The organism is Mesorhizobium sp. M0077, from assembly GCF_040322955.1.
Classification (GTDB): domain Bacteria; phylum Pseudomonadota; class Alphaproteobacteria; order Rhizobiales; family Rhizobiaceae; genus Mesorhizobium.
On sequence record NZ_JAMYUL010000016.1, the window covers coordinates 93,832 to 115,287 of the forward strand.

The 21,456-nt window shown below is 62.1% G+C and carries 21 protein-coding genes; 9 read left to right on the top strand and 12 right to left on the bottom strand.

Going from position 1 to position 21,456, the window contains the following annotated elements; genetic code table 11:
• The first annotated feature begins 38 nt into the window (after nt 1-38).
• A complete protein-coding gene (locus NKJ57_RS25725; RefSeq protein ID WP_352513031.1) occupies nt 39-419 on the top strand; it encodes a metalloregulator ArsR/SmtB family transcription factor in 381 nt (126 codons plus the stop codon).
• A gap of 11 nt (nt 420-430) precedes the next feature.
• Here the strand turns inward: NKJ57_RS25725 and ilvN are convergent, their stop codons facing one another.
• From ilvN to NKJ57_RS25740, 3 genes are all read right to left on the bottom strand, one after another.
• Complete coding sequence (gene ilvN / locus NKJ57_RS25730; RefSeq protein WP_023668352.1) at nt 431-1,003, bottom strand: acetolactate synthase small subunit; 573 nt, start codon at nt 1,001-1,003, stop codon at nt 431-433.
• A gap of 81 nt (nt 1,004-1,084) precedes the next feature.
• Nucleotides 1,085-2,881, bottom strand: a complete 1,797-nt coding sequence (locus tag NKJ57_RS25735; protein ID WP_023817979.1) for an acetolactate synthase 3 large subunit — start codon at nt 2,879-2,881, stop codon at nt 1,085-1,087.
• A gap of 330 nt (nt 2,882-3,211) precedes the next feature.
• Complete coding sequence (locus NKJ57_RS25740; protein WP_352513030.1) at nt 3,212-4,174, bottom strand: DUF1236 domain-containing protein; 963 nt, start codon at nt 4,172-4,174, stop codon at nt 3,212-3,214.
• Nucleotides 4,175-4,745: 571 nt separating this feature from the next.
• On the opposite strand from NKJ57_RS25740, the gene NKJ57_RS25745 reads away from it, so the two are divergent.
• From NKJ57_RS25745 to NKJ57_RS25755, 3 genes are all read left to right on the top strand, one after another.
• The gene (locus NKJ57_RS25745; protein WP_352513029.1) at nt 4,746-5,048 is read left to right on the top strand and encodes a DUF1236 domain-containing protein; all 303 of its coding nucleotides are present in this window, start codon (nt 4,746-4,748) and stop codon (nt 5,046-5,048) included.
• A gap of 163 nt (nt 5,049-5,211) precedes the next feature.
• Nucleotides 5,212-6,603 (top strand): sensor histidine kinase, encoded by a 1,392-nt coding sequence (locus NKJ57_RS25750; protein WP_023690914.1) that lies wholly within the window; start codon nt 5,212-5,214, stop codon nt 6,601-6,603.
• Nucleotides 6,600-7,247, top strand: coding sequence for a LuxR C-terminal-related transcriptional regulator (locus NKJ57_RS25755; RefSeq protein WP_023668347.1), 648 nt, complete (start codon nt 6,600-6,602; stop codon nt 7,245-7,247). The genes NKJ57_RS25750 and NKJ57_RS25755 overlap by 4 nt, the downstream gene beginning before the upstream one ends.
• 49 nt (nt 7,248-7,296) lie before the next feature.
• On the opposite strand, the gene NKJ57_RS25760 is transcribed toward NKJ57_RS25755, so the two are convergent.
• The 3 genes from NKJ57_RS25760 to tmpA all read right to left on the bottom strand — a co-directional run bounded on the left by NKJ57_RS25760 (nt 7,297) and on the right by tmpA (nt 9,852).
• Nucleotides 7,297-7,725 carry a hypothetical protein gene (locus NKJ57_RS25760; protein WP_023750905.1) on the bottom strand — a complete coding sequence of 143 codons (429 nt, stop codon included), beginning with the start codon at nt 7,723-7,725 and terminating at the stop codon, nt 7,297-7,299.
• Nucleotides 7,726-8,119: 394 nt separating this feature from the next.
• On the bottom strand, nt 8,120-8,704 hold the full coding sequence (gene tmpB / locus NKJ57_RS25765; RefSeq protein ID WP_352513027.1) for a (R)-1-hydroxy-2-trimethylaminoethylphosphonate oxygenase: 585 nt from the start codon (nt 8,702-8,704) through the stop codon (nt 8,120-8,122).
• Nucleotides 8,701-9,852: a 2-trimethylaminoethylphosphonate dioxygenase gene (tmpA, locus tag NKJ57_RS25770; RefSeq protein WP_352513026.1), complete on the bottom strand. Its 1,152-nt coding sequence runs from the start codon at nt 9,850-9,852 to the stop codon at nt 8,701-8,703. Before tmpA ends, tmpB begins: the two co-directional genes overlap by 4 nt.
• Before the next feature lie 121 nt (nt 9,853-9,973).
• On the opposite strand from tmpA, the gene NKJ57_RS25775 reads away from it, so the two are divergent.
• Together NKJ57_RS25775 and NKJ57_RS25780 are read left to right on the top strand one after the other, a co-directional pair.
• Nucleotides 9,974-10,864 (top strand): LysR family transcriptional regulator, encoded by an 891-nt coding sequence (locus tag NKJ57_RS25775; RefSeq protein WP_352513025.1) that lies wholly within the window; start codon nt 9,974-9,976, stop codon nt 10,862-10,864.
• A 138-nt stretch (nt 10,865-11,002) separates the two neighbouring features.
• Nucleotides 11,003-12,805: an NAD(P)-binding domain-containing protein gene (locus NKJ57_RS25780; RefSeq protein WP_352513024.1), complete on the top strand. Its 1,803-nt coding sequence runs from the start codon at nt 11,003-11,005 to the stop codon at nt 12,803-12,805.
• On the opposite strand, the gene NKJ57_RS25785 is transcribed toward NKJ57_RS25780, so the two are convergent.
• From NKJ57_RS25785 to NKJ57_RS25795, 3 genes are read right to left on the bottom strand one after another with little or no spacing between them, the layout of a single operon-like run.
• The gene (locus NKJ57_RS25785) at nt 12,802-13,323 is read right to left on the bottom strand and encodes a GNAT family N-acetyltransferase (protein ID WP_023690909.1); all 522 of its coding nucleotides are present in this window, start codon (nt 13,321-13,323) and stop codon (nt 12,802-12,804) included. The two genes, NKJ57_RS25780 and NKJ57_RS25785, sit on opposite strands and share 4 nt — an antisense overlap.
• Nucleotides 13,324-13,338: 15 nt before the next feature.
• Nucleotides 13,339-13,647: a hypothetical protein gene (locus NKJ57_RS25790; RefSeq protein ID WP_023682084.1), complete on the bottom strand. Its 309-nt coding sequence runs from the start codon at nt 13,645-13,647 to the stop codon at nt 13,339-13,341.
• Between the two features lie 4 nt (nt 13,648-13,651).
• Complete coding sequence (locus tag NKJ57_RS25795) at nt 13,652-14,218, bottom strand: helix-turn-helix domain-containing protein (RefSeq protein ID WP_023668339.1); 567 nt, start codon at nt 14,216-14,218, stop codon at nt 13,652-13,654.
• 152 nt (nt 14,219-14,370) lie between these two features.
• On the opposite strand from NKJ57_RS25795, the gene NKJ57_RS25800 reads away from it, so the two are divergent.
• Entirely contained in the window at nt 14,371-16,203 is a 1,833-nt protein-coding gene (locus NKJ57_RS25800) for an ATP-binding protein (RefSeq protein WP_023668338.1), read from the top strand.
• Nucleotides 16,204-16,491: 288 nt separating this feature from the next.
• Here NKJ57_RS25800 and NKJ57_RS25805 read toward each other — a convergent pair whose 3' ends face one another.
• Together NKJ57_RS25805 and miaA are read right to left on the bottom strand one after the other, a co-directional pair.
• A complete protein-coding gene (locus NKJ57_RS25805) occupies nt 16,492-17,283 on the bottom strand; it encodes a GGDEF domain-containing protein (RefSeq protein ID WP_023668337.1) in 792 nt (263 codons plus the stop codon).
• 130 nt (nt 17,284-17,413) lie between these two features.
• A complete protein-coding gene (gene miaA, locus NKJ57_RS25810) occupies nt 17,414-18,397 on the bottom strand; it encodes a tRNA (adenosine(37)-N6)-dimethylallyltransferase MiaA (protein WP_352513022.1) in 984 nt (327 codons plus the stop codon).
• Between miaA and serB the strand changes: the two genes are divergently transcribed.
• Together serB and NKJ57_RS25820 are read left to right on the top strand one after the other, a co-directional pair.
• Entirely contained in the window at nt 18,387-19,274 is an 888-nt protein-coding gene (serB, locus tag NKJ57_RS25815; protein ID WP_352513021.1) for a phosphoserine phosphatase SerB, read from the top strand. The two genes, miaA and serB, sit on opposite strands and share 11 nt — an antisense overlap.
• On the top strand, nt 19,271-19,843 hold the full coding sequence (locus tag NKJ57_RS25820; RefSeq protein WP_023703010.1) for a GNAT family N-acetyltransferase: 573 nt from the start codon (nt 19,271-19,273) through the stop codon (nt 19,841-19,843). Before serB ends, NKJ57_RS25820 begins: the two co-directional genes overlap by 4 nt.
• A 46-nt stretch (nt 19,844-19,889) precedes the next feature.
• Here the strand turns inward: NKJ57_RS25820 and NKJ57_RS25825 are convergent, their stop codons facing one another.
• Nucleotides 19,890-21,407, bottom strand: coding sequence for a DegQ family serine endoprotease (locus NKJ57_RS25825; protein WP_352513019.1), 1,518 nt, complete (start codon nt 21,405-21,407; stop codon nt 19,890-19,892).
• Nucleotides 21,408-21,456: the final 49 nt, after the last annotated feature.

Here is a 21,456-nt window from a genome sequence, read left to right on the forward strand (position 1 = left end):
TAGACTAAATACCGGAAGCGAAACGACAGAGGCAGGCGGTGATCGAAGACAATGTAGCGGATGGCGACACGGCTATCGGGGCAAGCAGCGCCATACAGCGCGTGTTCGAGGCGCTGTCGTCGCAGCCTCGGCGCAAGATCCTCGCCTATCTCGCCCACTCCTCGCTGACCGCGGGCGAGATCGCGGCGCGCTTCGACATGTCGAAGCCGTCGATCTCGCAGCATCTGAGCATCCTGGAGACGGCCGGCCTCATCGCCAGGGAGCGGCAGGGACAATTCATCCGCTACTCGCTGGTCCAGAACAATCTGGTCAACACGCTGAACGGCTTCGTCCAGGACGTCTGTCCGGTATCGCGCCCGATCAAAAGGGAGAGTAAGAATCTGGCGAGCGGCAAGGTCGATCCCAAGCCGGTAAAATAGTTGGACTGAGACTACATCCCCTGCGGGCCCCGGTTCATGGCCGCCACGCCGGTGCGGCAGATCTCGACCAGGCCGAGCGGCTTCATGATGGCGATGAACTGGTCGAGTTTCGAGCCCTTGCCGGTAATCTCGAAGATGAAGTGCTCGGTGTTGGCGTCGATGACCGAAGCGCGAAAAGCGTCCGCCAGACGCAGCGCCTCGACGCGGGCTTCGCCGGTGCCGGCGACCTTGACCAGCGCCAACTCGCGTTCCAGCGGCCGCTCCTGGCCGAACTCGTGCGAGCGCACGGTGAGATCGACGACGCGATGCACCGGCACGATGCGTTCGAGCTGGTGCTTGATCTGCTCCAGCACATGCGGCGTGCCGCGCGTCACGATGGTGATGCGTGACAGGTGCTTCTCGTGTTCGGTCTCGGAGACGGTGAGGCTCTCGATGTTATAACCGCGGCCGGAAAACAGGCCGATGACCCGGGCAAGCACGCCGGGCTCATTGTCGACCAGCACGGAGAGCGTGTGGTTCTCCGGCTTCTCCGTTTCCTTGGCGATGAAATAGGCGGAGCCGGTCGGTTGAAGCTGTGCGTTCATGACATGAATCTCGATTTCAGACTTTGAGCTAATTCTCTGTTTGCGCACGGCTTCTCGCGACAGCCCTGCCCCGGCTTGGACCTAGACCAGTTCCCTGCCCTTGGCGTCGATGGCGTTGGCCACGGCTTCGTCGGTCGCCTCGTCGGGCAGGAGCATTTCATTATGCGCCTTGCCCGACGGGATCATCGGGAAGCAGTTGGCGAGCGTCGCCACCCGGCAATCGAACAGCACCGGCTTCTTCACCGCGATCATCTCCTTGATCGCATCGTCCAGCTCGTCCGGTTTCTCGCAGCGAATGCCGTGGCCGCCATAGGCCTCGGCCAGCTTGACGAAGTCGGGCATCGCCTCGGTGTAGGAATGCGACAGACGGTTGCCGTGCAGCAGTTGCTGCCACTGGCGCACCATGCCCATATACTGGTTGTTGAGGATGAAGATCTTGATCGGCGCATTGTGCTGCACCGCCGCGCTCATCTCCTGCATCGTCATCTGCACCGAGGCATCGCCTGCGATGTCGATGACCAGCGCGTCAGGGTGCGCGATCTGCACGCCGAGCGCCGCCGGCAGGCCGTAGCCCATCGTGCCCAACCCGCCCGACGTCATCCAGCGGTTCGGCTTCTCGAAATGATAGTGCTGCGCCGCCCACATCTGGTGCTGGCCGACCTCGGTGGTGATGTAGGTGTCCATGTCCTTGGTCAGTTCGTAGAGCCGCTGGATGGCATATTGCGGCATGATCACATCGTGGTTCATCTTGAAGGCGAGCGAGTCACGCGCGCGCCATTTGGCTATCTGCTCCCACCAGGGATGGAGCGCCTTCTTGTCGGCCTTGGCGCTCGCCCGCCACAGCCGCACCATATCCTCCAGCACCCGGCCGACATCGCCGATGATGGGCACTTCCGTGTGCACGTTCTTGTTGATCGACGATGGATCGATGTCGATGTGGATCTTCTTCGAGTTGGGCGAGAAGGCGGTCAGCCGTCCGGTGATGCGGTCGTCGAAGCGCGCGCCGATGCAGATCATCACGTCGCAATCATGCATCGCCATATTGGCTTCATAAGTGCCGTGCATGCCCAGCATGCCCATCCAGTTCTTGCCCGATGCCGGATAGGCGCCGAGGCCCATCAGCGTCGAGGTGATCGGGAAGCCGGTGAGGTCGACCAGTTCGCGCAGCAGATGGCTGGCCTCCGAACCGGAGTTGATGACGCCGCCGCCCGAATAGATGATCGGCTTCTTGGCGCTGGCCATCAGTTCGACGGCGGCCTTGATCTTTTCCAGGTCGCCCTGGACCTTCGGCTGATAGCTGGTGCGCGGCGCCGCCTGCGGCGGCACATAGATGCCTTTGGCGAACTGCACATCCTTCGGAATGTCGACCACCACCGGGCCGGGGCGGCCGGTCGTCGCGACATGGAAGGCCTCATGGATGGTGGCGGCCAATTCGTTGACGTCCTTCACCAGCCAGTTGTGCTTGGTGCAGGGGCGCGTGATGCCGACCGTGTCGCACTCCTGGAACGCGTCGGAGCCGATCAGCGAAGTCGGCACCTGCCCGGTCAGGCAGACCAGCGGGATCGAATCCATCAGCGCATCCTGCAGCGGCGTCACGGCATTGGTGGCGCCCGGGCCGGAGGTCACCAGCATGACGCCGGCCTTTCCGGTCGAGCGGGCATAGCCTTCGGCCGCATGCCCTGCGCCTTGCTCGTGGCGGACGAGGATGTGCTCGACCTCGTCCTGCTGGAAGATTTCGTCATAGATCGGAAGCACCGCGCCGCCGGGATAACCGAAGACATGCTTGACGCCATTGTCCTTCAGCGCCTGCACCACCATTTCGGCGCCAGTCATTTCCCTGTTTGGCATTTCGCGCCGTTCGTTCTGTCCGTTGCTCATCGGTCTGGTCCCGTACTTCTAGCCATGAGGCGATTGCTGGTCGTTTAGTCGTGTTTCGGGCATAAAAAAGGCCCCCGATGGGAGCCTGTGTGTTGCGCATGGGAGGTTTTCGCCCGGCGGTTACACCGCCTTGCCCACGCGCTTTCCTACGAGAATGAGTGCCTTTTTCATTGTGGCGGACACTACGAGGGTGAAAGGCAAGGTGTCAACGGGAAAAACGCGCGATGCGAAAGACAAAGCAAGTGGCCCGCCGCCTCTGGTCGGCGGGCCACCGCGGCGCATACGATACCCCTCAATCGCACCGCGCCGGGAACAAGAGGCACTGCCGTGTCACGTCAGGATCAGCACGATCTTGTACGTATCCGGGTCGACGATGACGATGCGCCCGTCGGCCAGCACGAAGTACTCATAGGATTCGTAAGCCGGGACGATCTTGACAATGCGCGCCGGCAGACGGTGCAGGCGCACTTTGTGCCGCGGCACCTCGATGCCGACCGAAATGTCGAAGTCGACGTTCTTCACCGGCTCAACCCTGGTCTCGTGGATGATCTGCGTGACCTGCGTCTTCTGCTCGACGGTCACGTTGTTGATCGAGGCCGTATTGCCCTGGTCGGTCTGAACGTTTGTGTTGCCCTGAGCGTTCTGCTCGGTGGTGGTCCCGGCCTTGCCTTGGGCCTGCTGATCCGTGCTGGTGCCGGTCTGGCCCTGAGCGTTCTGCTCGGTGCTGGTCCCGGCTTTGCCCTGAGCCTGCTTCTCGGTGCTGGTGCCGGTCTGGCCCTGAGCGTTCTGCTCGGTGCTGGTCCCGGCCTTGCCTTGGGCCTGTTCATCCGTCTTGAGCTTGGCCTTGCCCTGAGCCTGCTTCTCGGTGCTGGTGCCGGTCTGGCCCTGAGCATTCTGCTCGGTGCTGGTCCCGGCCTTGCCCTGGGCCTGTTCATCCGTCTTGAGCTTGGCCTTGCCCTGAGCCTGCTGATCGGTCGTGGCGCCGGCCTGACCCTGAGCATTCTGCTCGGTACTGGTCCCGGCCTTGCCCTGTGCCTGTTCACCCGTCTTGAGCTTGGCTTTGCCCTGAGCCTGCTGATCGGTCGTGGCGCCAGCCTGGCCCTGTGCATTCTGATCGGTCTGTGACTTCATCTTGCCTTGCGCCTGTTCGCCGGCCTTGCCGCCGTTCTGGCAATCGGCCGCGCCGGCGGCGCAGTTGTCGCCACCGCTCGGCTGCACGGCCTGGGTCTGGGCGATCGCGGCGCCGCACCCGACGCCAAGCGCAATCATGCTCGTGATCAACACATGTTTCATCTGCTTTCTCCTTAAAGAGTCGGTCCCTCGCTTAGCCAACTCTGCCAAAAATACTTTGTTCCACATATTGTGAATAAAATCGGGGTTCTAAGAAGACCATGAATGTAGGCAGTAATTTTGCAACAATCACCCACAAATTGCATCAAACAATTAATGCAACGTAACATCTGCTGAGCTTGTCATCCCATAGCGATGACACCAGCCTCACAAGCTTAGAAGTACTCCCGTCGTCATGACCAGGATGGCTACCCCGAAAACAGGCAAGAGCAACCATCGTGCCTGATGGACGCTGTTGTCCATTAATGCCTCCCACAAGTGCTGATCTCAACGATGCCGAGAACCCTGTGTTCCGCCCTGAGGAGGCTCTAGGACCTCTACAGCCTGGCACCAGACTTTGGTCCCTCCCCCTATCGTCCATTGGCCCGATGACGCCCGGACCGAAGCCCCACACGGGAACGCAGCCGCGAAAAGCCCGTTCGGCTTGCGGTGTGCATCAACCTCACCAACACCACCGTATCGGAATCGAGCTCGCGCAAGATGCATGAGCGTTGCTCGCATGAAGGAGAGAATCATGACGACCATGTACCAGTCGACCGCAATTGCCGGATTCTTGCTGCTCGCGAGCGCGGGCCTAGTTGCTGCTCAAGACGTCATCATCGCGCCGGAGCAGGAAACGGTTGTGCGCGAATACGTGAAAAAGCAGCCCCTTGCGTCGGTGAAGATTCCAGGTGTCGAATTGAACGTGGGGACCGCCATTCCCGACACGGTGGAACTGCATGAAGTGCCGAGCGTCAAGTATCGCTACGTTGTGGTCGACGGGCGAACCGTGCTGGTCGACCCCGGCACGCGGAAGATCGTCAAGATCATACAGTAACGCTGATCCCACCGCCGTTCCCCGCGGGTGGCGGTGGGATCATGCCCTGAAATTGCGGTTTCCCCGGCAATTCAACCTAGCGCTTGCTCGCACCATCGACCGTTCTAGTAGTAGGATGGCTTAGGATTTTGGCACGGCCAAAGCTCGCGGGGTCGGTTGAGACGTGCGCTACATTGATAGTCTCTATCAAAACTGGAACAGGCTATCGTTGGCTTGGCAGTTCATCATAGTCGGAAGCATTGGGCTGCTGTCGCTGATGCTGGTCGTCGGCCTATGGGTCACCTCGCAAATACGAGATGGAGTGATCCGCAACTCTGCAAGCACGACCGCGCTTTACGTCGACAGTGTCATCGCGCCAATCCTGCCGGATATGCGCAAAAGCCAGCAGCTCAGCGACACCGTTAAACGGGCACTCGATGAAACCCTGGACCAGGGTGCTCTCGGAAAAAAACTGGCGTCGTTCGTGCTTTGGCGGCGTGATGGCAAGGTGCTGTACGCCAAAGACGCGGCTCTTATTGGCCAGACCTTCGAGCCAAATGCGAACTTGCTGCATGCGTTCGGCGGAAACGTGGTGGCGCAATTCAATGATCTGGACGAAAATGAAAGGAAGGAACGGAAGAGCCCCACCGCCTCGCTGCTCGAGATCTACAATCCGGTTCGAGAGCCGTGGTCGGGCGATGTTGTGGCCGTTTCCGAGTTCTACGAGATAGCCGACGATCTTCAGGGCACTTTAAACTCGGCACTATGGTCGAGCTGGCTGCTCGTGGCTGGCGCGACGGCGGTCGCCTTGGCGATGCTCTCGGGAATCGTGCTTCGCGGCAGCAGCACTATCGAAACGCAGCGTTCAGCGCTTGAGACACAAGTGGCGGAACTTCAGTTGCTTTTGGAGCAGAATTCCGCTTTGCGGGAGCGCGTCCAGCAGGCGTCGCGCCGCGCAACGGCAATCAACGAACGTTACTTGCGTCGCATCGGGTCTGATTTGCATGACGGTCCAGCTCAGCTCGTCGCACTGGCTGCGCTGCGCATGGACAGCCCTCTGCTGCTCGATCCCGCCGCATCCCCAAGCCACCGCAAGACCGAAATCGCCGATATCCATCATACGTTGGATGAGGCGATGCGGGAGATCCGCGCCATCTGCACCGGCCTCGTGCTGCCACAGATCGAAGCTTCGACAGTCGCCGAGATATTGCGGCTTGCGGTTGCCGAACATGAACGCCGTACAGCCTCTTCCGTATCGCTTTCACTGCCATCTCGCCTGCCCGACCTGGGGACGTCCGAGAAAATAAGCATCTTTCGCTTCGCGCAGGAGGGGCTGAACAATGCCTGGCGACACGGTCTGGGCAAGGGGCAGGCTGTCAAGGCGAGAGTGACGCAGGGCAAGCTCCTCATTCAAGTGCTTGATCACGGCCCTGGATTCCAGTCGGGATCGTGTGAAGGACTTGGACTCGCCGGTATGAGGGAACGTATCGAAAGTATCGGAGGTCACTTCGAGACCTTTTCGAGCCCCAGGGGGACCCGGCTGACCATAACGCTCAACATCGAGGACCAGAAATGACCGCTCCCATAAGGATTGCCATTGTTGATGATCATCCGCTGTTTCGCGAGGGTGTGGCTCGCAGCCTCGCCGAAATCGGCGGCTTCGAAGTCGTTGGTGCGGGCGAAACCGCGACGGATGCCGAACAGCTTGCAGCCTTGGCAAATCCCGACATATTGCTGCTCGACATCAGTTTGCCGGGGGGGGGTCTGGCGGCAGCGGAAAATATTCTTGCAACTCAGCCTGACTGCAAGATCGTCATGCTCACCGTCTCGGAGGCGAACGCCGATCTGGCAACGGCGCTCAGGCTGGGCGTACGCGGATATGTGCTGAAAGGGATTGGGGCGGCATCGCTGGCCGAGGTGCTGACTTATATAGCCGCAGGAAAAAAATATGTTTCGCCGACCCTGTCAGCGCAGCTTTTGAATGAACTGATCCGGCCGGAAAAGCGCACAACCGATCTCGTTGCGAATCTCTCGGGACGCGAGCTTGGGATAATCTCCTTGGTAGGCGAAGGACTGAGCAATAAAGAAGTCGCCAAACGTCTCAACCTGCAGGAGAAAACGGTAAAACACCACATGACTCGGATATTTCAAAAGCTAAAGGTGCGAAACCGCACCGAAGCAGCCATTCTTATGCACGCGCCCAAAACGGGTCTTGTATAGGGAGATCGGGGCTTGTCTGAAGGTCGGATGCTGGTTGGCGAACCAACAGTTACAGCCCTTTCAGACGAGCAATGTCGGAGGCCCTCACGGCGCGTTCGACAATTGTCCTTCCAAGCGGATCCTTCATAGTAAAGCGGCCGGCCTCGATGCTTTCGCTGAATCCATCGCGATGCACGACCTGGATTTTGGCGCCCTGTACCGTCACCGTGTCGCCAGCGGCATTGACTTGGCTACTGGGAGCTTGGCTACCGGGGGCGTTGTCGCCGGCACCATTTTTTCCCTTTCCGTTGGCGTTGCCATTCCCGGCGTTGCCGCCTGAGCCATTACCATTACCACTACCGTTACCACCACCGTTACCATTGCCATTGTTTCCGCTCTTGGCGCTGGCAGCGGCGAATTCGATCTTGTAGCCGTCGACATGGCTCAACCGCAGACCAAGCACCGGCATCGCCACCGCAACCGCCGCGAATACGCGCAAGCTAAAGTACGCCCGGCGACGCACGGATGAAAACAGGGGCTGCCTTTCTCCATTCATGCCACCATCACATCATGATGTGTCACGGTATTCAAGAATGAACAGCCCAAAATTGCGGCTCACAAACGCTGAGGAAACTCTCCTTTCGTGCTTGCAGCTCGATTCTCAGACCTTCGTCTGAGTCAAATATACACCGAAGTCTGACCTACTGATCTTGGGCCGCGCCGACGGATGTCGCAATAAAATCCGCGGTGACAAGGCTCGTCACCGGTAGGGATCGGCAGCGAGGCGCGAGCGCCTGCGGCACGCAGATGTTTGCGGCAGGCGCTCCGGCATACGGTTTGCGCATGCTCGCCGTCGAAGCGGTAGCACATGCCGTTCCTTCCCCGGATTATGATCAGGCGCGATTGGCGAAGTCGCGGACAACCCGTTGCAGCAGCGGCATGTAGTCGCGAAATGCCCGGGTCTTCATGTTGGCGATCTTGCCGGCCTCGTCCCAGATGCGAACCCGCACCGCTTCCTCGTGGAACGGGTTCTTGCGGAACTCTGCCACCTCTTCGGCATTCATCGGCCCGCCTTGCAGCGACAGCGTGTGGACCGAGGCCTGCGACAGCCTGCCGAAATAGGTCGGGTCGGTAGAGCAGAGGTAGCGCTTGGCCGCGACATGCAGCCTGACGCATTCGACGATCACCGGTGGAAAGAACGGCACCAGCACCTCGCCGCCGGCTTCGTCATGATGCTTGTCCTCGACATCGTCGGGCGAATAGGTGCCGAACTCGCTGGTGTAGTGGCCGATATCGTGCAGCAGTGCTGCCGCCACCAGCACATCGGGCGCGCCGTCCTTTTCGGCGAACCAGGCGCCCTGCAACATGTGCTCCGACATGGTGACGGGTTCGCCGAGATAGGATTCCGCCCCTCGGCGTTCGAAAATATCGGCGATGAATTCGACGATGTTGCTCGCGTTCAAATCTTGGCTGCTCATTCCGCTGCTTCCTTGAAGCTGTGTTCGATCGCCGACAGCGTCGACAAAAGGCCATCCTTGTCGGCGTAGCAGCCCTGCAGCCAGCGCTTGCCGGTGCCGGAGAACGCCTTGCGGGCATGCATGACGCGGGTGTTGTCGACGATGAAGGCCTCGCCCGCCTCAAGCCTGAAGGTGACTTCGAAGGACGGATCCTCGATCAGTTCGGCAAACCGGCGATAGGCGGCGTAGTAGGCCTCCATCTCCGCGAACGGCACATCGACCGTCGGCGCCAACGAGCGGTTGTTGAAGCGGATGGCGATGAGTTCGCCATCCGGCCCGAGCTCGATCATCGGCCGCTTGGCCTGCAATCGCACGCCCGACGACCCCGCATATTCGAAACGCGCCGGGTATGAACTGAACAGCCGGAAGCCTTCGGGGTTTTCGGCCTGCAGCGCGGCCGCCACGGCAAAACCATCGACGACGCTGGATTCGCCACCCTCCACCGTGTTTTCGATGCAGGACAGGATCTGCAAGGTCGGCACCGGATCACGATAGGGGTTGTCGGTGTGCGCCTGCAGGCCAAGATTGGTGTAGGCCAGATTGGTTGGATTGACCTCGGCGCGCACCTCGAACCAGCGGCCGTAATTGGTCTCCCTGATATAGCCGAACAGATCGGACACTTTGCACAGCGCCCCGGATTCGGCCGGCAGATCGTCCATCACCGCGAAGCCGTAGGTCTTCACCGCCGACAGCCATTGCCGCAAGACGGCGCGGTCGCGGCTGGCCGCGACATAGCCGGCTCGGGGCACCGAATTCTGCATAGAGGCCCTGGTCCATCGCACGGTGCCCTCGCCTGTCCAGCCGGGCTGTCGGGCGGCATCGCGGTCATAGGCATTGGCGCTCAGCCATGCCGCAGGAAAGCGCACCGTCTTTCCCTCCGGTTCGAAACTGACTTCAAGCGCATCGCCCTTGATCGCGGCTGCGCCGATCCATGTCTGCGCGGGAATGTCGAGAATGGTGATCAGCCGCTGGCCGTTGCCGGCGCTGCGCGTCTTGTCGTCGAGCGCATTGTCGCGCAACCACACTGCGTGAAAGCGAGTGCGCGCGCCATCCTTCCACCCGAGGTCGATCGTCCTTCCTTCGTCGCCGATCAGCGCCTGGGTAAGCATGGGGATCCGTTCCTGTCCGCTGCGCCCCGCAGCCAACTCCGCAGGGTTTCCGGTTGCATCGTGATGATGTCGAAGGCATAACTCAAATTATCATTTTGCAGCCAAAGGCCATAAACAGTTTATGCCTCTGACAACCCTGCCCTTGCCCCCGCTCGACTGGCTGCGCAGTTTCGAGGCCGCCGCGCGGCTGTCGAATTTCACCGCCGCCGCGGCCGAGCTTGGCCTGACCCAGGCTGCGGTCAGCCAGCACATCCGTTCTCTCGAAGAGCGGTTGAAGCAGCCGCTGTTCATCCGCCTGGCGCGCGGCGTCGAATTGACGCCGGAGGGTGCCGCGTACCTGCCGCATCTGCAATCGGCCTTCGCCGTGATCGCCAACAGCACGCGCGAGCTGTTTGAACCCAAGACCGTCCAGAGCGTGACGATCCGCTCGCCGATTTCCTTTGCCGTGCTGATGATCGCGCCAAAGCTGCCGCAAATGGCCAAGGACCTGCCCTTCGTCCAGCTGCAGATCGAGACCATCCACACACCGGCCGATTATGGCGAGCGCTTTGTGGGTCTCGACATCCGATTCGGCATTGGCTCCGGCTCCTTTGCCGGACGGCAGGCCGACCGCCTCACCCGCGAAACCTTGACGCCGATGGCGTCGCCACATCTCGCCAAGGCCAAGGATTGGACAGGATTGCCGAGACTTACAGTGGTCGGCGCGCGGGAAATGTGGGGCGAATGGTTCGCCGTCGCACGAATGGAGCCGGCGCTGGGGCCGACGCACAAATTCGACAGTTTCGTTACCGCGTTGGAGGCGGCGAAGCACGGCGCCGGCATGGTGCTGGGATCGCGACCGTTGGCCGACGCGGCACTGCGCGAAGGATCGCTTGTCACCCTTTCCGGCTTCGCTCTGTCGAGCGGTGCCGGCCACTATCTGACCGCACCTTCGGGCGCGCATCTGAGCCCGGCCGAAGAAGCGGTCCGCCGCTGGTTCGCAACGGTCTTCGGCGTCCCGATTTCCCGATAAGCCCCTGAATACGCGGCAAACTATTGGACGACGTGACGCGACGCATAATTTGCCGCGATACTGCGCCAGGCCGGACGTCAAGCTTCGGCAGGGTTCCGCTCGCTACAGGCGGCCAGGAAAAATCGCGGAGGAGATTCAATGCTCGACAAGGCCCCCAACAAGAAGCTTTCCGACCTGCTCGATCGCTTCGGCGCGGCACTCACCGCCGGCGACATCGACAAGGCCGTCGCCTGCTTCCAGGAGGATTGTTACTGGCGCGATCTCGTCACCTTCACCTGGAACATCAAGACAATGGAAGGCCGCGACCAGGTGCGCGACATGCTGGTCAGCCAGTTGGCCAGGACCAAACCGTCGAACTGGGCGATCGCCAAGGGCGAGGATGCCGCGGAAAGCGACGGCGTGCTCGACGGCTGGATCAGTTTCGAAACGTCTGTCGCGCGCGGCTTCGGCCACATCCGGCTGAAGGACGGCAAGATCTGGACGCTGCTCACCACTATGGTCGAGCTCAAGGGCCATGAGGAGCCGGCCGGTTTCGACCGCCCGCTCGGCGCCAAGCACGGCCATGGCAAGAACCGCCCGACCTGGAAGGAGGAGCGCGAGAAGGAAGCCGCCGAACTCGGCTTCAAGACGCAGCCCTATACGCTCATCATTGGCGGCGGCCAGGGCGGCATCGCGCTCGGCGCCCGGCTGCGGCAACTCGGCGTGCCCACCATCATCGTCGAGAAGAACGAGCGTGCCGGCGACAGCTGGCGCAAGCGCTACAAATCGCTCTGCCTGCACGACCCGGTCTGGTACGACCATCTGCCCTATATCGACTTCCCCAAGAACTGGCCGGTCTTCGCGCCCAAGGACAAGATCGGCGACTGGCTGGAAATGTACGCCAAGGTGATGGAGCTGAATTACTGGTCATCGACCGAGGCCAAGAGCGCCGTTTATGACGACAAGAAAAAGGAATGGACCGTTGTCGTGCGCCGCGACGGCAAGGACATCACGCTGAAGCCGAAACAATTGGTGCTGGCCACGGGGCAATCCGGCAAGGCCAACATGCCGAACTTCAAGGGCATGGACACATTCAAGGGCGACCAGCATCACTCCTCGAAGCATCCGGGACCCGATGCCTATGTCGGCAGACAAGCTGTCGTCATCGGCTCGAACAACTCCGCCCACGACATTGCAGCAGCCCTTTGGGAGGCCGGCGCCGACGTCACCATGGTGCAGCGCTCGACCACGCACATCGTCAAGTCGGACACGCTGATGGAGATCGGCCTGGGCTCGCTCTATTCGGAAAAGGCGGTCGCGAGCGGTATGACCACAGCCAAGGCCGACCTCGTCTTTGCCTCCCTGCCCTACAAGATCCTGCACGAATTCCAGATCCCGGCCTATGCCGAGATGAAGAAGCGGGACGACAAATTCTACAAGGGCCTGGAAAAGGCCGGCTTCATGCTTGACTGGGGCGATGACGGCTCCGGCCTGTTCATGAAATATCTGCGGCGCGGCTCGGGCTATTACATCGATGTCGGCGCCTCCGACCTGATCATCGACGGGTCGATCAAGCTGAAAAGCGGTGTCGACGTGAAGGAGATCAAGGAGCACTCCGTTCTGCTCTCCGACGGATCGGAACTGCCGGCCGATCTCATCGTCTACGCCACCGGCTACGGTTCGATGAATGGCTGGGCGGCCGATTTGATCTCACGGGAGGTCGCGGACAAGGTCGGCAAATGCTGGGGCCTCGGCTCCAACACCACCAAGGACCCAGGCCCCTGGGAAGGCGAGCTGCGCAACATGTGGAAGCCGACGCAGCAGGAGGCGCTGTGGTTCCATGGCGGCAATTTGCACCAGTCGCGCCATTACTCCCAGTTCCTGGCGCTGCAGCTGAAGGCGCGCATGGAAGGCATCGCCACGCCGGTCTACGCGCTGCAAGAGGTTCACCACAAGGGTTAGGCAGCGCCGCCGATGCGCTTCCAGTAGATGAGCGTGCCGGTCAGCCCGCCATGCGGTTTCAGGGCAAAGTCCGGTATTTCGCCAGTGAGCGTGAAGCCGAGTTTTTCGTAAAGGCCGGAAGCGCCCTCCTCGGTTGCGGTGTCCAGCACCAGAAGCGTGCGGCCTTTCTCGACGGCGAGCGTTTCGGCCGCCCGCATCAGCCGGCTCGCTATGCCCTTGCCGCGGTGTTCGACGCGGGTCATGAGCTTGGCGATCTCGGCCCGGTGCGGCTGATTGACCGGAAAGTCGAGCAGCAAGGTGACGGTGCCGACCAACGCGTCGCCATACCAAGCGCCCAGCACCGCTCTTTCGCCTCTCTCTGCTGCCATCAACGAGTTGCTCCAGAAAGTTTCCGCCGCTTGCCTGGATAAGGGATGCATGAAGCTGACGGAGCCGCCGGCCGCGACCGTCTCGATCAGGAGGTCGGCCAGCATGTCGCGTGTTCCCGCAGTCAGCGACCTGATTTCGATGGGACTCACCTGCACTTTGCCTTGCTAATCCAGACGCGCGACGCGGCGCCGCTTTCGTCTCGCCTTGATCGCGGCGATGCGATCGGTGTCTTTCGGCTGCAGATGCAGCCCGCGCTCGAGGATTTCGAGCGTGTATTCCTCATACGTCAGGCCAAGCCGCTCGGCCTTTTCCATGCGCATCAGCATCACGTCACGGCTTGGCGCCTTCCACGCCTTGGCATGCGCTGCCTGCCAGGCCAGGAAGATGTAGGGATCGCCCTTGCCCCATGGCGGGCCCTTGTAATCATCGAGCGGCGGTCCGCCATTGTCGGAGCGCTTGGGACGTCTTGCCACGATTTCAGCCCCTGACCAGCGCAACCAGATAGTCGGCCGGCTGCGGTCCGACGGCATGGAACGTGCAGTCCGACGGCGCGCCGAGCGCCAGGCAGTCGCCGGGCTCGAGACTATGCACCATATCACCCTCGGTGAACTCAAGTCGCCCGGAGATCAGCCACATCTGCTGCTTGATGAAGGCATAGGACGCCGCCGGGAAACTCACACTGGCGCCAGCCGGCAGTTGCACCCGGATCAATTCGAGCGGCGTGTCGGAAACCGGCGACAGATGCCGACGGACATAGCCCGTACCGGGGTCGCGCCAAACCGGCTGCTCACTCTCGCGCAGCAGGCCGCCACCTTGCTGCTCGGCGCGTGCTATCAGCGTCGACAGCGTCATGCCGAAAGCAGCGGCGATGCGCACCAGCAGCGCGGCCGTCGGGCTGGTCATGCCGCGCTCGATAGTGCTGAGCATGGCTTTGGAGACGCCGGAGCGGTTCGCCAGGTCGGCCAACGACCAGTCCCGCAAGGCTCTTTCGGCGTGGATTCGTCTGCCTATCGTGGCCGACATGTCATTCGCTATATCAGTCATTCGTCCAATATATCGAATATTTGGATTCGGAAAAGAGGCCGGCCGGTTGAATTTTCGCTGACGGGTTAACCCCTGCTACACCATCCCGCATCACGCCACCTTAACCCCGTCTGTGTAGGATCGACGCTCCACGAGAATGGGGATCGGATCGGATGTTTGTCGAGCGCGAAGCCTCCGTCGGCGAACCGACCTCGCAGGAGCGCCGCCGCGCAGAGCAGAGCGACAAGCGCATTCTCGGCAACGTCGTGCAGTGCGACGGTGCGCGCGCCACCATCAGCGCCTATGCCGACGACATCGAAGGCGCGGTCACCGGCCTGTGGACCGTCGGCAAGATGATCTCCATCAATCTCGGGACATCGCGCACCGTTGGTCTGGTCTACGAAATCGGCAAGTCGGATCGCGCCTGGAGCAATGAGGGACAAAATCCCATCGAGGTCAGCGTCGAGCTGATCGGCGAAGTGCGCGACGGCGCCGAACCGGGGGCCAAACCGGTGTTCGACCGCGGCATCACCACCTATCCTCATATCGGCGCCATAGCGCACCGCATCCGTACCCGTGATCTGCAGGCGGTCTACGATCTCGCCGGGCGTCATTCGATCACCATCGGTACGCTGTCGCAGGATGAGTCGATCGACGCCAACATCGCCATCGACGACACGCTGGCGCGCCATTTTGCCGTTGTCGGCACAACCGGCGTCGGCAAATCCACCGCCATCTCGCTGCTGCTGCGCAAATCGATCGCCGCCCGGCCCGATCTGCGAATCCTCATTCTCGATCCGCACAATGAATTTGCGGCATCCCTGCCTGAGTTCTGCGTCCGGGTCGATTCCAAGACGCTTGATCTGCCGTTCTGGATGTTCAGGCTCGAAGAATTCGCCGAAGTGCTGTTTCGCGGCCGAGAGGTCGTGCCGGAAGAAGTCGATGTCCTGCGCGACCTGATCCCCGCCGCCAAGAACCTCTATCGCAATCCCAATTCAGGCTCTTACGTGCGCCGCGGCAGCGATGCGCTGACCGCCGACACGCCGGTGCCCTACCGCATGGTCGATCTCATCAAGCAGATCGACGAGCGCATGGGCCTCTTGGAAAGCAAGAACGACCGCCCGACGCTGAAATCGCTGAAGACGCGCATCGAGTCCGCCGCGTCCGACCCGCGCTATCGCTTCATGTTCAATTCGCGGCTGATCGAGGACACGATCCACGAGACGATCGGCAATATTTTCCGTGTGCCGCATCATGGCCGCCCGGTGACCTGTTTCGAGATGGCCGGCATGCCGTCCGAAGTGGTCAACTCCGTCTGTTCGGTGCTGGCGCGCCTGGCCTTCGACCTTGCGCTGTGGAGCGAGGGCCGGCTGAAGCTGCTGTTGCTGTGCGAGGAAGCGCACCGCTATATGCCGGCCGATCCGCGCCTAGGCTTCGCCCCGACAAGGCATGCACTGTCGCGCATCGCCAAGGAAGGCCGCAAATATGGCTGCTATCTCGGCGTCGTCACCCAGCGCCCGGGTGAACTCGATCCGACCATCCTGTCGCAATGCTCGACCTTCTTCGCCATGCGGCTGGCCAATGAGCAGGACCAGGCGATCATCCGCTCGGCGATCGCCGATTCCTCCGCCTCGACGCTGGCCTTTCTGTCCTCCATGGGCCAGCGCGAAGCCATCGCCTTCGGTGAAGGCGTGGCGACGACCATGCGGCTGAAGTTCGAAAAACTGGCGGAGAACCTGATCCCCGGCACCGCCAAGCGAGAGCAGGACGAGTTCTCGCAGGACGGCAACGACGTCGATCTCGCCGCCATCGTCGAGCGGCTGCGCAACGTCCCGAAACCGCAGCAGCAGATGGCCTTCGCCGAGGTCGTGGACTCCGGCCGCCAGGCCGGCGATCCCGATTACCGCAAGCCGGCCACCGCCCAGCGCGTCCAGCCCGACGACGATTTCGACCTGCGCTACGGCCTCAAGCCCACAACCTTCGGCATGCGCCCGCAGAACGATTGACCTTCAGCGTAGCGACTTTTTTGCCGGCCAATTGAGAAGCCGCCGGAGCGCCAGGGCTCGGCTTCGTTGGCCGCTTGGGTAAATCACGCCAGAAAATTCGTCAGGCTGAGTCGGTCGGTGTCGACTTCGAGAACCGGAGCGGAGCGGACATTGAGTCCGTGAGCACCGGCCTACGCCGGCCGTAGCCATAGCTGCCGCTACCACCTCATGAGTGCTTCGGCCGGCGAAGGCCGGAAGCGCAGAAGACGGCATCAAACGGCCAGCCTCACGAATTTAAATGCCGGGATTTCAGGCGCAGACGCGGTTGCGGCCTTGCCTCTTCGCCTCGTAGAGCTGGCGGTCGGCGCGGCGGTAGAATTCCTCGGCGGTTTCCTTCCGATCCCAGACGGCTAGTCCGACGCTGGTGGTGATCTTGAGGCGGACATTGCCCGACAGCACCGACATGTTGGCAATCGCTTTGCGGATGCGTTCGGCGAACTTCCCCAACAACTCCGCATCCATGTTGGGCGTGACGACGGCGAACTCCTCGCCCCCAAGCCGCGCCACCACATCGTGGTAGCGCGTCATGCCTTTGAGGCAATTGGCGACTGCCCTAAGCACCTCGTCGCCGACATCGTGGCCATGCGTGTCGTTGACCTGCTTGAAATGATCGAGGTCGAGGATCATCAGCCCGACGGGCTTTTCGATGCGGCGGAATTCCTCGAGATATTCCTTCAGCGCATCATCGAAGTAGCGCCGGTTCTGCATGCCGGTAAGGCCGTCGGTCAATGCCGCATGCTGCAGCGTTTCCGAGCGGGCGCTGAGCGAAACCGTCATGGCGCGCAGCTTGCCCTCTTCCGTGGCCTGCCTACGGATCAGCGGGTAGATGAAGAACACGCCGAAGAACAGCGCTGTCGCCAGCAGCACCCCGGTGACAAACAGCAGCGTGTTGAGATAGGCGATCCTCTCGACCCGGGAAGTCGTATCGTGACCGACCGCGATGAACTGCAATTGACCATAGGCATAAAGCGTCACCAGGCCTGCGGCCAGGATCACGAAAATAAAGACGAAAAATGCGGATTCCGCCTTGTGGAAACGCATCTGCTTCCCGTTGCAAAGTACCCGCCGGATCTATGGCATGCCGGCGCCTTACGGACGGTTAATCCAGACAACCGGAGCGGGAATGTTCATTCCTACTTCTGTTTCTTTAATTGTATTGGCAGCACGAAAATCAAATCGCGGTTTGCAAGCGGCCGCCGGGCTGCAATCTCAGCCATTCCGGTCCCAGCTGATGGCGAAACCACGTCGTTTGCCGTTTGGCATATTGCCGCGTCGCTGCCTTGCAGCGCTCGATGGCCTGAGGAAAGCTGATGTCACCCGCCATGGCAGCCGAAAGTTCGCGAACGCCGATCGCCTTCATCGCCGGCAGGCCGGGATCGAGGCCAAGCGCCGCAAGCCGTTTGACCTCATCGAGCGCGCCGAGATCGAGCATGCGGTCGAACCTTGTTTCGATCCGCTCGACAAGGGGGGCGCGGTCCGGCTCGATAACGAAGAACCGAGCGCTGTCGCGGTCGATCAGCGGCCGGCCGCGCGCTGCCTGCCATTCTAGGATGGAGCGGCCGGATGCGTCGAGCACCTCCAGCGCCCGCACGATGCGCTGGCCGTCGGTCGGCTTCAGCTGCATGGCGACCGCCGAATCGTCATGCATCAGGATGCGGTGCAGCTTGGCTGCGCCTTGCTCCTTTAACTCGTAGCGCCAGCGGTCGCGTACCTGCTGCGGAATGTCGGGCATTTCCGAAATGCCCTCGGCAAGTGCGCGAAAATAGAGCCCGGTGCCGCCGACGAAAATCACCGGACGTTCAAAGGCGGCGTCGTCGGGCTGTCGGGCGAGCGTGCCGTCATCGATCAGCTTCATCACGTCGCGCAGCCAGGCGCCGGTGGAATAGGCGGTGGAGGGATGCACATGGCCATAGAGAAAGTGCGGCGCGCGGCCGAGTTCGGCGGCGCTCGGCCGCGCCGTCAGCACATCGAGCACCGAATAGCCCTGCATGGAATCGGTGTTGACGATGACGCCGCCCTTGCGCTCGGCGAGATCGAGCGCCAGCGCCGACTTGCCGCTGGCTGTCGGCCCGGCTATCAGGATCGCGTTCTTCACGCGGCCCTCGCCCGCCTGCCCGCCCTCGCCTAGCTGCTTGGAAGTCTCGATGCCGCTCATTGCCACGCTTGTGTCCCACCCCCTCCGCCGCGCGATGTCGGCCTCGCTTGCGAATATCGCCTCACGGTCGGTCGGTGCAAGCGCTGTTCGCTGGCTGGGCGATGGCGTCGCCTGCGATCTGGTGTTGCCCGAGGGGGCAGAAGCCGCTGAGGCAAGTGCGGCCTTGCGCACAGCACTTGGTTCAGAGCCGGTCGACGTGATCGTTCAGCAGGCCGAAAGCCGCCGCAAGACAATCCTGCTTGCCGATATGGATTCAACCATGATCGACCAGGAATGCATCGACGAACTCGCCGACGAGATCGGCGTCAAGGACCGCGTCGCCGCCATCACCGCACGCTCGATGAACGGCGAGATCGCCTTCGAGCCCGCCTTACGGGAACGCGTAGCGTTGCTGAAAGGCCTCGATACGGCCGTCGTCGGCCGCATCATCGCGAACCGCCTGACGCTGGCGTCGGGCGGCCGCGCCCTGGTGCGGACGATGCGCGCCAATGGCGCCTGGACGGCGCTTGTCTCCGGCGGCTTCGACGTCTTCACCAGCCGTGTCGCCGCCATGCTCGGCTTCCAGGAAAACCGTGCCAACCGCCTGATCGAGGAGAACGGGCGCTTTGCCGGCCTCGTCGCCGAGCCGATCCTCGGCCGCGCCGCCAAGGCCGATGCGCTGAGCGAGATCTCGGCCCGCCTCGGCCTGACGCCATTCGATGCGATTGCGGTCGGCGACGGCGCCAACGACCTCGACATGATCCGTCTGGCCGGCACCGGTGTCGCGCTCCACGCCAAGCCGGCCGTTGCTGCCGAAGCCAAGGTCCGCATCGACCATGGCGATCTCACCGCGCTGCTTTATCTCCAGGGCTACCGCCAGGAAGAGTTCGCCCAATGAAACCGATGCGCACCGAGCGCCTCATCCTGCGCAACTGGGAAGACCGCGATCGCGAACTCTTCCACCGCATCAATTCGGACGAGCGGGTGATGGAATTCTTTCCGTTCCGCCGCGACCGCGCCGAGACGGATGCCAAGATGGACGAGTTTCGGGGCTGGATCGCCGAGGACGGCTTTGGTTTTGCCGCCGCCGAGATCGCCGCGACTGGGGAATGCATCGGCTTCGTCGGTCTCTTAAAGACCGATCACGTGCCGTCCCTGCCTTCCGATACGATCGAGATCGGCTGGCGGTTGGCGCCGGAATTCTGGCGCAAGGGCTATGTCACGGAGGCCTCCGAAGCCTGGCTCGCCTTTGGCTTCGAAACGCTTGACCGGGACGAGATCGTCTCCTTCGCCGTCGCGGCCAACCGCCGCTCGACGGCCGTCATGGAGCGTCTTGGCATGAGCCCTGACCCGGCTCGCGATTTCGACCACCCATCCATCCCTGACAGCCACCCGCACCTCAAGCGGCATGTCCTCTACACCCTGTCGCGCAAGGACTGGCAGGCAAGAAAAAGGGCGGCTAACTAGCCGCCCTTTTCATTTCGAAATCAGATCGTTGCAGGCCTGACCGGACTCAATCCATCCGGATCGTCACGAAGCGCAACTCGCCTGTCTTGGACGCCAGCATCAAGAGCGCGTTCTTGCGGCCCTGCTCCTTCAGCGCGCCGATCCGGTCCATGACGTCCTTCGGGGTCGCGACCGATTCCTGGGCGATTTCGGTGATCACCTCGCCGGCCTGGATGCCGCGCTCGGCGGCGGCCGAATCCTTGGTGACGTCGGTGATGACGACGCCGGAGACGTCGGCCGCGATGCCGAATTTTTTCCGTGTGTCGTCATTGAGCTCGCCGACGGTCATGCCGAGCACCGAGGCCGTGGAGACCGCGGGCGCCTTGTCGCCGCCCTTGTCCTCATCGGTAGTGCCGTCCTCACCGGCGGCGACCTTCTCGCCGTCCTCAAGCCGGCCGAGCGTCACCTTTACCGTCTGCTCGACGCCCTTGCGCACGATAATCACGTCGACCGCCTTGCCGACCGGGCTTTCCGCCACGACGCGCGGCAGGTCGCGCATTTCATGGATGTCCTTGCCGTCGAACTTGATGATGACGTCGCCGGCGAGAATTGTGCCGTTGTCGACCGGTCCGCCCTTGATCACGCCGGCCACCAGCGCGCCCTTGGCGGTCGCCATGCCAAGGCTCTCGGCGATGTCGTCGGTCACCGGCTGGATGCGCACGCCGAGCCAGCCGCGACGGGTCTCGCCGAACTGGCGCAGCTGGTCGACGACGCCCGAGGCAAGCTGCGAGGGGATGGAGAAACCGATGCCTATCGAGCCGCCCGACGGCGAGATGATCGCCGTGTTGATACCGATGACCTCGCCCAGGCTGTTGAACAGCGGTCCGCCGGAATTGCCGCGGTTGATGGCGGCGTCGGTCTGGATGAAGTCGTCATAGGGGCCGGAATTGATGTCACGGTTGCGGGCCGAGACGATGCCGACCGTCACCGTGCCGCCAAGGCCGAACGGATTGCCGATCGCCATCACCCAGTCGCCGACGCGCATCTTGTTGGAATCGCCGAACTTCACCGCCGTCAGCTTGTGGCCCTTCGGGTCGACCTTGAGCACCGCCACATCGGTCTTGGTGTCGGTGCCGACCAGCGTCGCCTTGAGCGTCACGCCGTCGGAGAAATTCACCTCGATATCGTCTGCATCGGCGATGACGTGGTTGTTGGTGACGACAATGCCTTGCTCGGCGTCGACTACGAAGCCGGAGCCCAGCGACTGCACCTTTTGCGCGCCGCCATCCTTGTCGCCGCCACGGTTCTTGAAGAAGTCGTCGAAGAAATCCTGGAACGGCGAACCCTCCGGCAGCTGCGGCATCGGCACCGCGCCCGGACCTTCCGTGCCCTTCACGGTCTGCGACGTCGAGATGTTGACCACCGCACCGAGCAGGCCTTCGGCGAGGTCGGCAACCGAAGCCGGTCCGTCCGCGGCCACCGTCGGCGTCACGAAAGCCGGAACGGCAAGCGCGCAGACCAGAAGTGCCGCAGCACCTGCGATGAACGTCCGCCGCGCCGCGCGCAGAAGGGTGTTGGATGTCATCGAAAGCCTCCCGGATTGCTGAAAAGAAAAGCGCTTCGGCAAAACGCCG